The following is a 15360-nucleotide window of genomic DNA, read 5'->3' on the forward strand; positions in this document are numbered from 1 at the left end:
GCCTGATTCATGTTTTCCGATGCACGTCTGACCAACCTGATCGCCAATACGCTGGCTCTGCTAGCAGTATCGGCATTGGTGATCGGTGTTGTGATTTGGGCTGTGCGTCGTCCGTACTTCAATATCGAGCGCATTCAGATCGAGTCCACGCAAGGCGAGCCGCTGGCCTACGTCACGGCAGAAGGGGTGAAAGCCACTATCGCCGGTCGCCTGCAAGGCAACTTCTTCACCGTCGATCTGGACCAATCCCGCGCCTTGATTGAAACGGCCCCCTGGGTACGACGCGCGCAGATCCGGCGCGTCTGGCCCAACAGCCTGTCAGTACGGATTGAAGAGCAGCAGCCGCTGGCCTATTGGAACGAAGACGAAATGATCAACACCTGGGGTGAATCGTTTTCTGCCAACAAGGCGGTAGTGCCCGATGAAATGGATTTGCCCCAGTTAAGCGGCCCTCCGAACTCGGAGCGTCTGGTGGTGCAACGGTATGCCGAGCTGGCTCGCTGGTTCGGACCTCTGGACGTGCAGGTCAGTGAAGTGACCCTGAGCCCGCGCTATGCCTGGGATGTGGTGTTGTCCAACGGAATGCAGCTGAGCCTGGGCCGCGACCCGGCAGCGGATATTGCAGACCCCCACGGTCGTAAAGGGGCTTTGCCCTTTGCGGTTCGTGTTGAACGATTTGTGCAGGCATGGCCTGCCTTGATGCAGCGGCTTGGCGACCGTGCTTTGCAAAGTGCCGACTTACGTTACCCGAATGGCTTTGCGATAACGCTGGCTCCGGTTTCATCTACCCCTGTGAAGTAAAGAACATATGACTCGTGACATCAAAGACCTGATCGTTGCATTGGATATCGGCACCAGCAAAGTGGTTGCGGTGGTAGCCGAAGTGCTGCCGGAAGGCCGGTTTGAAGTGCTTGGTCTGGGCCAGCATGAATCCCAGGGCATGCGCAAAGGGGTAGTCGTCAATATCGAGACGACGGTCAATTCCATTCAGCGTGCGCTGGAAGAGGCCGAGCTGATGGCTGACTGCAAGATCCGCGAAGTCTATACCGGAATTGCGGGCAGCCACATCACCAGCTTCAACTCCAGTGGCATGGTGGCGGTAAAGGATAAGGAAGTGACCGCCACGGATGTGGCGCGTGTGATCGAAACGGCCAAGGCCGTGAATATCCCTACCGATCAGCAGGTGCTGCATGTGCTGACGCAGGAATTCATCGTGGACTCGCAAGAGGACATCCGCGAGCCTATCGGCATGAGCGGGCTGCGTCTGGAAGTGCGGGTACACATTGTGACTGGTGCCGTCAGTGCCGCCCAGAACATTGTCAAGTGCGTGCGCCGTTGCGGCCTGGAAGTGCAGGATCTGATCTTGCAGCCTTTGGCCTCCAGCCTGTCCTGCCTGACGGCCGATGAGAAAGAGCTGGGCGTAGTGCTGGTGGATATTGGCGGCGGTACGACCGATATTGCCATTTACACCGGCGGTGCCATCCGTCACACCGATGTGATCCCGATTGCCGGCGACCAGATCACCAGCGATATCGCAGCCATGCTGCGCACGCCGACGCCAGATGCGGAAGAAATCAAGTTGCGCTTTGGGGTTGCCAAGCAATCGCTGGCTCATCCCGAGGAAATGATCGAAGTGCCCGGTTTGGGTGATCGTCCCAACCGTCAGGTCAAGCGCCAGGCTTTAGGTGCCGTGATTGAGCCACGCGTCGAGGAGTTGTTCACGTTTGTGCAACAAAGCCTGCGCGAGTCGGGCTACGAAGATCTGCTGTCGTCGGGCGTGGTGCTGACTGGTGGCACGGCCATGTTGCCGGGCATTGTGGAACTGGCCGAGGACGTATTCCTGAAACCGGTGCGTATTGCGGTGCCCAGCTACGAAGGCAGCCTGGCGGATGTGATGCGCAACCCGCGCTTTTCGACGGTGATGGGCCTGTTGACGGAAGCTCGCCTGCAAAGTGCGCGTGGTCGCAAGGTGGCACAGCAAAAAGGCAGTGTCAAAGGTCTGGTGGCCCGCATGAAAGAATGGTTTATGAATTAAGGGCGTTGCAAGACGCTCAGGTCGGGCCGCCTGAAAGGGCGGTCCGGGAGGCAGTTCAAACCGGGTGCGAACCCCCTGGTTGGCAGATGTTTTGAGCTGATTCCAAATTTTGGTTGTATCGGGGAAGTACGTAGAAACTTGACTAATTAGTGTTTGAGTGGGAGTCAATCATGATGAACTTTGAAATGTTAGATACCAGCAGCAGCGGCACGGTCATCAAGGTCGTGGGCGTGGGCGGCGCAGGCGGCAACGCAGTGACGCATATGATCAAGTCGGGCGTGCAGGGCGTGGATTTCATTTGCGCCAATACCGACTCGCAAGCGCTGGCCAGCAGCGATGCTCCTATCCAGATCCGTCTGGGACGCAGTGGCCTGGGTGCTGGCGCCAAGCCCGATCAGGGCCGTGCGGCTGCTGAAACCGCTCGTGAAGAAATCCGTGCCGCCCTGAACGGTGCCAACATGGTGTTTATTACGGCCGGTATGGGTGGTGGTACCGGTACCGGTGCCAGCCCCGTTGTGGCTGAAGTGGCCAAGGAGCTGGGCATTTTGACCGTGGGCGTGGTCACCAAGCCTTTCTCTTTTGAAGGCAACCGCCGTCTGCGCATGGCCGAAGAAGGAATCGAGGAGCTGAGCAAGCACGTTCACTCCCTGATCGTGGTACTGAATGAAAACCTGTACGACTTGATGGACGAGGATGCGACTCAGGCCGATTGCTTCAAGGCGGCGGACGACGTGCTGCACAATGCCTGCGCCGGTATTGCCGAGATCATCAATGTTGAAGGGAATGTGAACGTTGACTTTGAAGACGTGAAAACCATCATGGGTGAGCAAGGTCAAGCCATGATGGGTACGGCGGTGGCCTCCGGCTCGAACCGTGCCCGCGAAGCGGCTGAACGTGCAATTGCCTGCCCATTGCTGGAAGGGGTGGACCTGCACGGTGCTCGCGGCATGCTGGTGAACATCACTTCCTCGTCCTCGCTGAAGATGCGCGAAACCCGCGAAATCATGGACACCATCCGTGGTTACGCCGCAGAAGATGCAACCGTCATCTTCGGTACGGCTTACGATGAGTCCATGGGTGACAGCCTGCGCGTGACGGTCGTGGCTACGGGTCTGGGTCGCAAGCAAGCACGTCCACAGTTGGTACAAAACAACGAGGAAGTGTTACGTACTGGTACGGACAATATGCCCGTGATTGGTGCTGATTACGCCAATGCGGATGTGCCTGCGGTTATCCGCAATCCACGCAGCCAGGCCTCGGCTCAGGTGCGTGCTCTGGAGACGGCCGGTATGGATCATTTCGATATTCCGGCGTTCTTGCGCAAGCAGGCTGATTAAAAATCAAGTTCGGCGATTACCCGAGTCGTCAATTTGATTTCTCCCACGACTCCCCCTGAGCGTTCGCGTTCAGGGGGCGTAAGTGTTTCGTAGTGTCGCTATGTTTGACGCTTGACAATTGCGTATGTTTTTAGAAAGCGTATAGTGGATAACCCGTATTACGGTTACAATAGTCTTTGCGAACAACACTTTACAAATACAAGAATAGCCATGCTCCGTCAGCGCACCATCAAAAATGTCATCAGTACCAAAGGGGTCGGCCTGCACTCCGGTCGTCGTGTCGAGCTGACATTACGCCCCGCCGCGCCTGACACCGGTATTGTGTTTCACCGTATTGATCTGCCGGAGATTGTGGATCTGCCTGCGCAGGCCGACAAGGTCGGTGGCACGCGCATGGCCTCGGTGCTCATCAAGGACAATGTTCGTGTCTCAACGGTTGAGCACCTGATGTCTGCCATTGCGGGTTTGGGTATTGATAATCTGCATGTGGACCTGACTGCTGAAGAAGTGCCCATCATGGATGGCAGCGCAGGCACGTTCGTGTATTTGTTGCGCTCGGCCGGCTTGCAAGAGCAGGAAGCGCCCAAGAAATTTTTGCGTGTCCTCAAGCCCGTTGAAGTCTCTGAAGGCGAGGGAAAGGACATTAAATGGGCCCGTCTGGAGCCCTATGAAGGCTTTGCCCTTCAGTTTTCGATTGATTTTCATCACCCGGCAATTGATGCAACGGCCAATTTTGCCGAGGTGGATTTTGCGCATGACTCGTATGTGAAGACGATCTCACGTGCGCGCACCTTTGGCTTTGCCAGCGAGGTCGAGGCGTTGCGTGCGGCCGGTCTGGCCCGTGGTGGCAGTCTGGACAATGCCATCGTCATGGACGAATACCGCGTCCTGAATAGCGACGGTCTGCGTTACGAGGATGAGTTCGTCAAGCACAAGATTCTGGATGCGATTGGCGACTTGTACCTGATTGGCCACCCCTTGATTGCCCGTTATGTAGCGTGCAAATCCGGCCACGGCCTGAACAACCAGTTGGCGCGTGCCCTGCTCGCCGCCCAGGACAGTTGGGAATTGGTCACGTTCGAGTCTGCGGCTAGCGCGCCTCATGCGTTTTCCAGCGAGTGGAAATTCGCTTGATACGGGTGTAAGGGCGCTATCCGCGCGCCCGGTTTAACTGCGATGATGACGCAACAGGCGTTCGATGGCTTGGGCCAGAGGACCTTGCGGTAATGAGTCATGCAGCTTTTCAAATGATTCCAGGGCCCGCTCGTCCAGGACTTGTACCTGGCGTGCGGGCTTTTCTGTCACAGCTGCAAACAAATGGGCTTGCACGTGAACCAGCGTCTCGCTAATGTTCCAGCCAGCGGCATTCATCTGTCGGGTGACGGTGGGCAAAAGCTGACGCAGCTTGGCCGCATGCGCTGCGCTGGGAACTGCCAGCGTCAATTGCTGTCTGTCTATACGTGCAACTTTACAGGCCTTGCCCAAAGCAGGGGGCAGGGCTTTGCTTACATGGGTCTGGGCTGCCATCAGCTGCCGGGCCATTTCCAGTACCTGGGAACCTTGCTGGTCCTTGGCCAGCCAACCCAAAGCGTGGCTTTGCCCGCTACTGCGTTTTGGCGCGGATGAGGAAAAAGGGGGCTTCCAGGTCATGTTCGAGGTTATACAAGAGTGGATCAACATAAAGACTATACGTCCTTAGATGTTAAAGCCAAAGGGGTGCGCCGCACGGTGATCGCCGTGGTGGCCTTGGTATCGCTGGGCGTTTCTGCTGCGGCGGGCGCTCTGGTGCAGTCGCACTGGAGTGAGCGCAACGGCGTTTCGCTGGATACGGAGATGGCCCAGAGCCAGGCCGCCGCGATGCAGGACAACGTCACCCGCCTGGCTGAAAAAGTGGGCGGTTTGCAGGCCAAGCTGATCGAAATGGACGGTGTCAGCAAGCGCGTTGCCAAGGCGGCGGGCATCGAGTACACCGATCCGGAGCTGGCCGGTTCCATGCCGGTTCAGGATCTGGCCGTGATGGACAGCATGGATGGCGCCGACCTGGTGTGGAACGCCGATCGTCTGGGCGAGCAACTGGACAATCTGGCCAAACAGATGTCCGAGCAGCAAGACTGGTTTCAGATGCTAGACAGCGTGCTGACCGAGCGCACCGGCAACGAGGCCCGCCTGCCCAATTATCGCCCGGTGGATTACGATGAGGTCGCGTCTTCCTTTGGCTGGCGGCGTCACCCGATTTCGGGTCGCCATGCTTTGCACGAAGGCCTGGATTTTCCTGCTCCCAAGGGTACGCCCATCTATGCCGCCTCCGGCGGCGTGGTGTCCGAGGCGCGTTACATGACAGGGTATGGCAAGCTGGTGGAAATCAACCATGGCAATGGCATGAGCACGCGATATGCCCATGCTTCCTCGATCGTTGTTAAATTAGGCGACGTAGTGGAAAAAGGGCAGTTGATTGCCCGAGTCGGCTCCACCGGGCAGTCCACAGGTTCGCACCTGCATTTTGAAGTGCGCATGGCCGGACACGCCCTGGACCCCAAGCTTTTTCTGCCGGCGCGTGAGTACGTAGAGCAGCAGATCGCGCAATTGGATTCGGACAAGTAGTTCCGTCTTGCAGCATGTGCGTTAAACTGATCGTTTGCTTGCGCATCCCTTTTAACCAGAGATAGGCTCGAGGCACAGATTCAAGCCCTTGCGGCCTCGCCTACATTGACGACACAAGAATGGTTTCATTGCTGAAAAAGCTTATTGGCAGTCGTAACGACCGACTGCTCAAACAGTACCGTAAGCAGGTCGCCCAGATTAATGCTCTTGAGCCTGCCATGCAGGGACTCAGTGACGAGGCCTTGGCAGCCAAGACGCAGGAGCTGCGCCAGCGTGTTCAGGATGGCGCCTCGCTTAACTCGCTCCTGCCCGAGGCCTTTGCCGTGGTGCGCGAAGCGGGTGTCCGTGTGTTTGGCATGCGTCACTTTGACGTGCAGATGCTCGGCGCCATTGCCTTGCACAATGGCAAGATTGCAGAAATGCGTACGGGCGAAGGCAAGACGCTGACCGCTACCTTGGCCGTGTATTTGAATGCGCTCTCGGGTAAGGGCGTGCATGTGGTGACGGTGAACGATTACCTGGCTCGACGGGATGCCGCCTGGATGGGCCGTCTGTACAACTTCCTGGGTATGAGCGTGGGTGTGGTGGTTCCTCAGCAAGACAACGCTGAGAAGATTGCCGCCTATCAGGCTGACATCACCTACGGTACCAATAACGAATTCGGTTTTGACTACCTGCGCGACAATATGGAATACCGCGCCGAGGATCGCCGCCAGCGCGGCCTGTCCTACGCGATTGTCGACGAAGTTGACTCCATCCTGATCGATGAAGCCCGTACACCGCTGATCATCTCCGGCCAGGCCGAAGACAATACCGAGCTGTACGTGCGCATGAACGTGGTTCCGCCCATGCTGACCCGCATGACGCAAGAGCCTCGTCCACACGAGCCCGAGCCTGAAGGCGACTTCTGGGTCGACGAGAAAGGTCAGCAGGTTCATATTTCCGAAGCCGGTCACGAACGTGCCGAGCAGATTCTGACGGAAATCGGTCTGTTGCCCGAAGGCGAGTCGTTGTACGAGCCACGCCATATTTCCCTGATGCACCACCTGATGGTCGCCTTGCGCGCCCACAACCTGTTCTTCCGCGATCAGCAATACGTGGTTCAGGATGGTGAAGTGGTGATTGTGGATGAATTTACCGGTCGTTTGATGGCGGGTCGCCGCTGGTCCGATGGCTTGCATCAGGCGGTGGAAGCAAAAGAAGGCGTACGCATTCAGAACGAGAATCAGACGCTGGCCTCGATTACTTTCCAGAACTACTTCCGCATGTACGACAAGCTGGCCGGCATGACCGGTACGGCCGATACGGAAGCCTACGAGTTCCAGGAAATCTACAGCCTTGAAACCGTCATCATCCCGCCTAACCGTCCTTTGGCGCGTAAAGATCAGAACGATCAGGTTTTCAAAACCGATGACGAGAAGTTCAATGCCATTCTGAAAGATATTCAGGACTGTCACGAACGCGGTCAGCCTGTACTGGTGGGAACCACCAGCATCGAGAACTCCGAGCTGATTTCCACGCGCCTGAACGCTGCCGGCGTCAAGCACGAGGTTCTGAACGCCAAGCAACATGCTCGCGAGGCCGATATCGTGGCTGAGGCTGGCAAGCCGGGTCACGTCACGATCGCCACCAATATGGCCGGTCGTGGTACCGACATTGTGCTGGGTGGCAGCATCGAGCGTGCCATTTCCGCCGTGCGTGAAGATCAGTCGCTGAGTGCCGAGCAGAAAGAGGCTCGCATTCAGGCTATCCGTGCCGAATGGGAGCCGCTGAACCAGCAGGTTAAACAGGCTGGCGGTTTGCGCATTATTGGCACCGAGCGCCACGAGTCCCGACGTATCGACAATCAGTTGCGTGGTCGTGCCGGTCGTCAGGGCGACCCAGGTTCGTCGCGTTTTTACCTGTCGCTGGAAGATTCCTTGATGCGTATCTTCGCTGGCGATCGCGTCCGCGCCATCATGGAGCGCCTGCGTCTGCCAGAAGGCGAGCCTATCGAAGCCCGCATGGTGACGCGCTCCATCGAGTCGGCCCAGCGCAAGGTCGAGGCGCGTAACTTCGATATTCGTAAACAGCTGCTGCAGTACGATGACGTGGCCAACGATCAGCGCAAGGTGATCTACGCCCAGCGTAATGAGGTGCTGGAGTCGGGCGATATTACGGAAACGATCAGCAGTTTGCGTGAAGCGGCCGTCAGCCGCCTGTTCCGTGAGTACGTGCCGCAAGACACGATGGAAGAGCAATGGGATATTCCGGGCCTGACCACCGCCTTGCAAAGCACTTTCCAGATTGATCTGCCTCTGGCCGAAATGCTGGAGAAAGAATCCAACCTGACAGACGACGATTTGCACGATCGTGTTATCGAGGAATCCCAACGTCTGTTGCAGGCCAAGATCGATCAGGTTGGTCAGCCCAACTGGGGTAATTTCGAGCGTGCAGTACTGTTGCAATCGATCGATACACAGTGGCGCGGGCACCTGCAGGCACTGGATCATCTGCGTCAGGGCATTCATCTGCGTGGCTATGCCCAAAAAGATCCTAAACAGGAATACAAGCGCGAAGCCTTCGAGCTGTTTTCCGATATGTTGGACCGGGTGCGTGACGAAGTGGTCAAGGTGCTGATGACGGTACGTATCCAGACGCCGGAGCAGGTTGAGGAAGCCGCTGCTGAAGTTCCCGCCAACTCCAATGTCCGTTTCCATCATTCTGACTACGATGCTGCCCTGAGCGGTGAAGATCCCGGTCTGGATGAAGTGGCCAAAGGCGAAGTGCCACGTGTGGGCCGTAACGATCCTTGCCCATGCGGCAGTGGCAAGAAATACAAGCAGTGTCATGGCCGATTGAACTGATCCCGGTTCAGATCGTCCTGCACGCTGGCAGCAACCCCATGAATCTTCGGTTCATGGGGTTTTTTTTCGGGTAAAGGCAGCGATCCGGGCGGCGACGTTGCGTTTGAATGTCTCTTGGCCCTCAGGGAAGTTTTACCGTTAAGCTACAGCCTGCAGCCGACTAAAGACGGCTGTCACTTCTCGTTTTCTCCGTGTGTTTTCTATGACAACAACTCCCTTATTGCATCGTGTCGCCCTGGTCGGGGCGGGTGAGGTGGCGCATTTTTATGGCGCAGCCCTGACGTCGGCTGGCGTACAGGTTCCGTTTATCTTGGTGCGCCGCGAAAGTGCAGTTGCCCGTGAGCTGGCCGAGCAATTGGGTGCGCAGCTGTGCCGGCAGGCAGATGCGCGCTGGCGGGATTTGGACGGGGTGTTGTCAGCCGTTACAGGGACGCAGGCTGGCGCCGTTGCCCGCGCGGTCATGCCCTGCTTGACGACCGGTGCCTTGTATATGGATTTGTGTACTGCTGAACCTGAGGACATGGAAGGCATGGCTGTCCTGGCGCAGCAGTACGGTGTTGAGTTGGCTGATCTGGCGATTATGGGCTCAGTGCCCGCTACAGGCGCTCAGACGGCGTTGCTGGCCGCCGGGCAGGGGGCTGGCAGGGCTGCGGCTTTCTGGCGGGCTCAGGGCGCTCCTGTGCGTGTTTTGCCGGGACAGGCCGGAGATGCGATGCGCCTTAAGTTACTGCGTAGCCTCATGACCAAGGGCTTGGAAGCCTTGGGGATTGAAAGTCTGATGCTGGCCGAACGCATGGGTTTGCGGGCCGAGCTGTACGAAGTGCTGGAGGATTTGAACCAGCGTGGCTTGCAGGACTTTATGGAGTCTTGCTTGCGCAGCCACCTGGTGCATGGTGTGCGCCGTCGTGATGAGGTTCTGCAAGTACGTCGTCAATTGGAACTGGCTGGCATTGCGCCACGGGTGACCAATGGCGTATTGGATTTCTTTGAGCACACAGCGCAGACAGCGTCTTTGCAAAGAGATCAGGCCGTAGGGACGGAGGAGAGTCTGGAGGTGTTTCTGGAAGAGGCTCGTTGCTCGTCTCCCCGGTCGTCGTTGCTTGGAAAACCTGTTTAGCGCTCCTGTCGGATGCGTCGCCTCTGGGTTTGAGACACTTTATGGGATTGGTCATCAAGGCTTGCACCGGAAGGGTAGAGAGCTTGTATCTAAGGAAATGAAGTCAACATACTGGAAGCTGACACGCCGACGCCCCGATAATCGGGCATACCAGTGTTTGGATGTTCAGATTTCCCTGGACCAAACGATTAAAAGACGTGATTGATTTCCTTTGATGCCGATATAAAGAAACCGGCCAGAAGCCGGTTTCTTTAATCGTGCCTGCTGGCGATTTATAGCAAGAATACCGTTGCCAATCCCAGGAACAGCAGGAAACCCAGCGAGTCCGTTGCGAAGGTTAGCAGTACCGAGGAACCCACGGCGGGATCATTGCCGAAGCGATCACGCAGAATCGGGATCATCACGCCCAGTGCTGCGCCGATCAGCATATTGCCGATCATGGCGGCCATCATCACCGCGGCAATCGCAATCGAGCCGGAGATAAACCAGGCAAAAAAGGCCGTTACCGCACTGCCACAGACGCCGACCAGAAAGGTCACCAGCAACTCACGCTTGATCAGCGGCAGGACGTTGGAACCGGTGACACGGCCCGTCGCAATGGCACGAATAATCATCGTCATGGTCTGGTTGCCGGAGTTGCCGCCAATCCCGGCCACAATCGACATCAGGAAAGCCAGGATCACGATGTGGCTGACGGTGTCCTCAAAGCGCGACGCAATGAAAGAGGCAGTGGCCGCCGTACAGAGATTGATCAGCAGCCAGGGGGCCCGGTTGCGGATGGCGGTACGGATGGGCGAGAAAATGTCATCCTCTTGCAGACCCGCACGCGACAAGGCTTGCTCTTCGGAGTCTTCTTGCAGCACGTCCACCACTTCGTCAATGGTGACTCGGCCTATCAGTCGGCCCATATCGTCGACGACCGGGGCCGAGACCAGGTCATAGCGCTCGAAAGCCCCGGCCGCATCCGAGTCCGAGTCCAGGGGATTGAGAGTCAGATAATCGGTGGACATGACCGAGGACACCAGCGTCTCGGGTTCACTGACCAGCATGCGGGTCAGGGACAGGGTGCCCTGCAATTTATCGGCACGGTCCACCACAAAAATCTGGTCAGTGTGGTCTGGCAGTTCCTGTAGACGGCGCAGGTAGCGCAGGACCACCTCCAGGGTGACATCCTCACGCACACGCACCATGTCAAAGTCCATGATGGCGCCCACCGTGTCCTCGGGGTAGCCCATGGCTTCAATCAGTTGCGCACGCTCTTCATCCGTCAGGCCGCGTTGCACGGCAGCCACCACATCGGGCGGCAGGTCGGGCACCAGATCAGCAATCTCGTCGGCATCCATATTGCCGGCGGCAGCGATCAGGTCTGCGGTATCCATGGAGCGAATCAGCGATTCGCGTGCCCAATCCGCCACTTCCAGCAGCACGTCCGCATCGTGTTCGGCGTCCACCAACTGCCAGATGGCCTGTCGTTCCAGCTCGGGCAAGGACTCCAGGATAAAGGCGATGTCGGCCGGGTGCAGATCATTGAGGATGGCCTTGATCTCGCTTTCATGCTGGCGATGGATCAGACCCTCAAGCAGGTTGGAGCGGTCGTCGTCCTCGAACTGACGCTGGGCCAGTGATTCGACGACCTCCTGGCGCTTCAGGATGTTCTTTAGGCGATAAAGCGCCTGTTGCGCATCCTCGGGCTCCAGGCGGCGCGGTTTGGGGGTGTCGCTGGGCGAAGTGGGGGGTACCAGGTTTTCCTGCATAGGCCTGCCTGTCACGAATACTTAGAGAGGGGGCAGCGGACGGCTGCGGCGCTCGTCATCGGTGGCCACGTAGGTCAGTGTGGCTTCCGTTACTTTGACCGTTTCCAGTTGCAGGCGTTTGCGCTCCGCGTACACTTCCACCGAAACCGTAATGGAAGTGCGGCCGGTTTTGATGATTTCCGTGTAAAAGCTGAGCAAATCACCCACAAACACGGGTTGCTTGAAGGTAAACGCATTCACCGAGATGGTGGCAACCCGGCCTTGAGCGCGTCGTGTTGCAGGAATCGCGCCGGCAATGTCCACTTGGGACATGATCCAGCCACCGAATACGTCACCGTGAATATTGGCGTCCGTAGGCATGGGCATGACGCGCAAGGTGGGGGCTCCGTCCGGAAGCGAAGAAAGGTTGCTTGATGTAGTCACAAAGACTCCCGTAGTGGAAGAAAGGGTGGGGCACTGATGCCCGTCGCGCGGGGTGGCTGCCCTCAGCAATAGAGCCTGCCATTGTAACGGCAAGCTTTAGGCCCGCTATGAAACATTTGTTAAAGCGTCAACGGTGTTGGGCCAGCCAGTCCAGAGCCAGTTTTACCCAGTAACTGGCGCCGACCGGAATCAGGGCATCGTTAAAGTCGTAGCTGCCGTTGTGCAGCATGCACGGGCCCATGCCGTGACCTGGGCTGCGGTGTTCGCCCTCGCCATTGCCCAGCCAGACATAGCAGCCTGGGACTTCCTGCAGCATGAAGGAGAAGTCTTCGGCCCCCATGGAGGGACGAATGTCCTGGCGCAGCTTGTCGGGGCCGACCAGTTCCCGGATGACTTGCGCGCAAAAGGCCGCTTGTTCGGGATCATTGATGGTGGGTGGGTAGCGGCGGTCAAAGTCAAACTCGGCCTTGCAACCCTGAGCGGCGCAGAGTTGTTCACACAGTTCGCGCATGCGGGTCTCGACCAGATCCAGCGCTTCGTTGGAAAAGGTGCGTACGGTGCCGCGCATGACAGCGTCGTTGGGGATGACGTTGTCGGCAGAGCCAGCATGAATCTGGGTAATGCTCAGCACCACGGGCTCGAGTGGGTCCACATTGCGGCTGACGATGGTTTGCAGGCTTTGCGCCAGTTGCACGGCCGCCATGATGGGGTCCACGCCCAGGTGGGGCATCCCACCGTGGGCCCCTTTGCCTTCAATACGAATTTCAAAGGTATTGCTCGAGGCCATCATGCCGCCTGGCAAAACCCCGAAGCTGCCTGCTGGCATGCCGGGCCAGTTATGCAGGCCAAAGACGGCCTGCATGGGGAACAGCTTGAACAAGCCGTCCCTGATCATTTCCCGTGCGCCGCCAAAGCCTTCCTCTGCCGGCTGGAAAATAAGGTAGATGGTGCCCGCGAAATCGCGGTGCTCAGCCAGATAACGAGCTGCGCCCAGCAGCATGGCGGTATGCCCATCGTGCCCACAGGCGTGCATCTTGCCATCGTGGCGGCTTTTGTGTTCAAACTCGTTCAGTTCCTGCATGGGCAAGGCGTCCATATCGGCACGCAGTCCCACGGACGGGCCCTGGCCGCCTGTGCCTTCCAGAATTCCCACTACGCCTGTGACGCCCAGGCCCCGATGCACCGGAATGCCCCATTTCTCCAGCCAGGATGCGACCTGATCGGCCGTCCGGGTTTCCTCGAAAGCCAGCTCGGGATGGGCGTGCAGATCACGCCGTATGGCTGCAATTTCATGGGACCAGGTGGAAATGGGTTCAAACAGCTTCATGATGCGGGCTTGTCCTTGGGCTTGAACAATAAAGTAGAGTAGAGTTAACCATAAATAAACACGTATTAGGTGACAAGCCCTTGGATACTCAGCAAAAACCTTGGCTCGAGCATTATCCGGCCTCCGTGCCCCACGACATTCAGCTGGGGGCCGGGCAGACCCTGATCGATTGTCTGGATGCTGCGATTAAAAAGCATAAGGACAGGACGGCGCTGACCTTTATGGGGCACGATATTTCCTACGACGAACTGGACCGCCGGGCCGATGCCTTTGCCGCCTGGTTGCAGGCACAAGGTCTGGAGCGCGGCAGCCGCATCATGTTGATGCTGCCCAATGGTTTGCCTTTTCTGATTTGTTTGCTGGGAAGCCTGCGGGCAGGCATGGTGGGCGTGAACACCAACCCCCAATACACCGAACGCGAGCTGGAGTTCCAACTGGCCGACAGTCAGGCTCAGATCATCGTGATCCTGGAAACCTTTGCGCATGTGCTCGAACAGGTTCCGGCCAAACTCAGACCGGCCCATGTTGTGCTCAGTACCGTGGGCGATCTGATGGGGTTCAAAGGCAGTGTGGTGAATTTTGCCGTGCGCTATCTGAAACGCATGGTGCCCCCTTATTCCTTGCCGGGGGCGCAGCGCCTGCAGGCCGTGCTTGAGCAGGGCGGGCAAGCGAGCCTGCACCGGCAAGCAGCCAAGCCTGACGATCTGGCGCTGTTGCAATACACGGGGGGCACCACCGGGCGCCCCAAAGGCGCCATGCTCAGTCAACGCAATCTGATGGCTAACGTTTTACAGGTCGAGGCGGTCGGCTTTCCCGCGTTGGGCGATTTTAAAGGTCCTGCTTACACCATGATGGTGGCCCTGCCGCTCTATCATATTTTTGCGCTGACGGTATGCGGGCTGTTTGCCGTGTATGCGGGTATGCACATGGTGCTGGTGATGAATCCGCGTGATCTCAATTCCGTGTTCAAAGCCTGGAAGCGCAATCCACCTGAAGTTGTTCCCGCAGTGAACACCCTGTTTAACGCCCTGGCCAATCATGAGAAGTTTCGCAGCCTTCCTTTTGATCAGCTCAAGCTGTGCCTGGCCGGAGGGGCTGCGCTGCAAAAGACGGTGGCCGAGCGCTGGCTGGCGGTGACAGGCTGCCCTTTGATCGAAGGTTATGGTTTGTCGGAAACCTCGCCGGTGGTGGCGGTGAACTCCACGGATTCGCGTGACTTCAGCGGAACCATCGGTTTCCCGGTGCCTTCTACCGATGTATTACTGCTCGATGAACAGGGCCAGCCTGTGGCGATGGGCGAGCAGGGGGAGGTGGCCGTCAAAGGGCCGCAAGTGATGTCCGCCTACTGGAATCAGCCCGAAGAAACAGCGAATGTCTTTACGCCCAATGGATTTCTGAAAACCGGAGATATTGGCGTGATGGACCAGCAAGGGCGCATTCGCCTGGTGGACCGCAAGAAAGACATGATTCTGGTGTCAGGTTTCAATGTCTACCCCAATGAGATTGAGGAAGTGGTCGCCGCTCATCCGGATGTGCTGGAAGTGGCCGCCGTGGGGGTGCCCAGTGAGCACAGTGGCGAGAGCATCAAGCTTTTCGTGGTAAAGCGCAATCCTTCCCTGACAGAAGCGGATATCAAACAGTGGTGCAAAGAACGGCTGACGGCCTACAAGCGTCCCCGGATTATCGAGTTCCGGAACGAATTGCCCAAGAGCAATGTGGGCAAGATCTTGCGACGGGTTCTGAGAGATGAAGAGATCAAGCCCAACACGCAAGCCTGACAGGGCAGGTTCGTGATGGGTGTCCGCCGTGCAGCGTGGGGACAGCCTACCCCTAGAGGAAAAACAGCGGTCCATTTCAAATGGGGCCGCTGTTTTTTAATGTGATCCGTCCCGCTCACGAGGGGGCACGGTGCCTGCGCAG

At 57.8% G+C, this 15360-nt stretch carries 12 protein-coding genes; 8 read left to right on the forward strand and 4 right to left on the reverse strand.

Features of this window, described 5'->3' with window-relative positions; all coding sequences use genetic code 11:
- Positions 1-9: 9 nt before the first annotated feature.
- From FE795_RS03700 to lpxC, 4 genes are all read left to right on the forward strand, one after another.
- Positions 10-801: a cell division protein FtsQ/DivIB gene (locus FE795_RS03700; protein WP_003803543.1), complete on the forward strand. Its 792-nt coding sequence runs from the start codon at positions 10-12 to the stop codon at positions 799-801.
- A gap of 7 nt (positions 802-808) precedes the next feature.
- A complete protein-coding gene (gene ftsA, locus FE795_RS03705; protein WP_003803541.1) occupies positions 809-2035 on the forward strand; it encodes a cell division protein FtsA in 1227 nt (408 codons plus the stop codon).
- Positions 2036-2205: 170 nt separating this feature from the next.
- Entirely contained in the window at positions 2206-3372 is a 1167-nt protein-coding gene (gene ftsZ / locus FE795_RS03710) for a cell division protein FtsZ (protein ID WP_039943740.1), read from the forward strand.
- 210 nt (positions 3373-3582) lie between these two features.
- On the forward strand, positions 3583-4506 hold the full coding sequence (gene lpxC / locus FE795_RS03715) for a UDP-3-O-acyl-N-acetylglucosamine deacetylase (protein ID WP_003803538.1): 924 nt from the start codon (positions 3583-3585) through the stop codon (positions 4504-4506).
- Positions 4507-4539: 33 nt separating this feature from the next.
- Here the strand turns inward: lpxC and FE795_RS03720 are convergent, their stop codons facing one another.
- Positions 4540-5022 carry a DciA family protein gene (locus tag FE795_RS03720; RefSeq protein WP_003803536.1) on the reverse strand — a complete coding sequence of 161 codons (483 nt, stop codon included), beginning with the start codon at positions 5020-5022 and terminating at the stop codon, positions 4540-4542.
- 18 nt (positions 5023-5040) lie between these two features.
- On the opposite strand from FE795_RS03720, the gene FE795_RS03725 reads away from it, so the two are divergent.
- From FE795_RS03725 to FE795_RS03735, 3 genes are all read left to right on the forward strand, one after another.
- Entirely contained in the window at positions 5041-5973 is a 933-nt protein-coding gene (locus FE795_RS03725) for a M23 family metallopeptidase (protein WP_003803534.1), read from the forward strand.
- 119 nt (positions 5974-6092) lie between these two features.
- Positions 6093-8819, forward strand: a complete 2727-nt coding sequence (gene secA, locus FE795_RS03730) for a preprotein translocase subunit SecA (protein WP_003803532.1) — start codon at positions 6093-6095, stop codon at positions 8817-8819.
- 202 nt (positions 8820-9021) lie between these two features.
- Complete coding sequence (locus FE795_RS03735) at positions 9022-9936, forward strand: DUF1932 domain-containing protein (protein ID WP_219235707.1); 915 nt, start codon at positions 9022-9024, stop codon at positions 9934-9936.
- 272 nt (positions 9937-10208) lie between these two features.
- Here FE795_RS03735 and mgtE read toward each other — a convergent pair whose 3' ends face one another.
- From mgtE to FE795_RS03750, 3 genes are all read right to left on the reverse strand, one after another.
- The gene (gene mgtE / locus FE795_RS03740) at positions 10209-11690 is read right to left on the reverse strand and encodes a magnesium transporter (protein WP_003803528.1); all 1482 of its coding nucleotides are present in this window, start codon (positions 11688-11690) and stop codon (positions 10209-10211) included.
- Positions 11691-11711: 21 nt separating this feature from the next.
- Positions 11712-12056 carry an acyl-CoA thioesterase gene (locus FE795_RS03745; RefSeq protein ID WP_003803527.1) on the reverse strand — a complete coding sequence of 115 codons (345 nt, stop codon included), beginning with the start codon at positions 12054-12056 and terminating at the stop codon, positions 11712-11714.
- Positions 12057-12240: 184 nt separating this feature from the next.
- A complete protein-coding gene (locus FE795_RS03750) occupies positions 12241-13440 on the reverse strand; it encodes a M20 aminoacylase family protein (RefSeq protein ID WP_219235709.1) in 1200 nt (399 codons plus the stop codon).
- A gap of 80 nt (positions 13441-13520) precedes the next feature.
- Between FE795_RS03750 and FE795_RS03755 the strand changes: the two genes are divergently transcribed.
- A complete protein-coding gene (locus FE795_RS03755; protein WP_219235710.1) occupies positions 13521-15218 on the forward strand; it encodes an AMP-binding protein in 1698 nt (565 codons plus the stop codon).
- The last annotated feature ends 142 nt before the right edge of the window (positions 15219-15360 follow it).

Origin of the sequence: Alcaligenes ammonioxydans, from assembly GCF_019343455.1 — a bacterium.
Classification (GTDB): domain Bacteria; phylum Pseudomonadota; class Gammaproteobacteria; order Burkholderiales; family Burkholderiaceae_B; genus Alcaligenes; species Alcaligenes ammonioxydans.

Excerpts from the sequence above, each read along its gene's own strand:
- lpxC (WP_003803538.1), top strand. The coding sequence starts at position 3,583 with ATGCTCCGTCAGCGCACCATCAAAAATGTCATCAGTACCAAAGGGGTC.
- FE795_RS03735 (WP_219235707.1), top strand. The coding sequence starts at position 9,022 with ATGACAACAACTCCCTTATTGCATCGTGTCGCCCTGGTCGGGGCGGGT.
- secA (WP_003803532.1), top strand. The coding sequence starts at position 6,093 with ATGGTTTCATTGCTGAAAAAGCTTATTGGCAGTCGTAACGACCGACTG.
- FE795_RS03745 (WP_003803527.1), bottom strand. The coding sequence starts at position 12,056 with ATGCCCATGCCTACGGACGCCAATATTCACGGTGACGTATTCGGTGGC.
- FE795_RS03750 (WP_219235709.1), bottom strand. The coding sequence starts at position 13,440 with ATGAAGCTGTTTGAACCCATTTCCACCTGGTCCCATGAAATTGCAGCC.
- ftsZ (WP_039943740.1), top strand. The coding sequence starts at position 2,206 with ATGATGAACTTTGAAATGTTAGATACCAGCAGCAGCGGCACGGTCATC.
- FE795_RS03700 (WP_003803543.1), top strand. The coding sequence starts at position 10 with ATGTTTTCCGATGCACGTCTGACCAACCTGATCGCCAATACGCTGGCT.
- ftsA (WP_003803541.1), top strand. The coding sequence starts at position 809 with ATGACTCGTGACATCAAAGACCTGATCGTTGCATTGGATATCGGCACC.
- FE795_RS03720 (WP_003803536.1), bottom strand. The coding sequence starts at position 5,022 with ATGACCTGGAAGCCCCCTTTTTCCTCATCCGCGCCAAAACGCAGTAGC.
- mgtE (WP_003803528.1), bottom strand. The coding sequence starts at position 11,690 with ATGCAGGAAAACCTGGTACCCCCCACTTCGCCCAGCGACACCCCCAAA.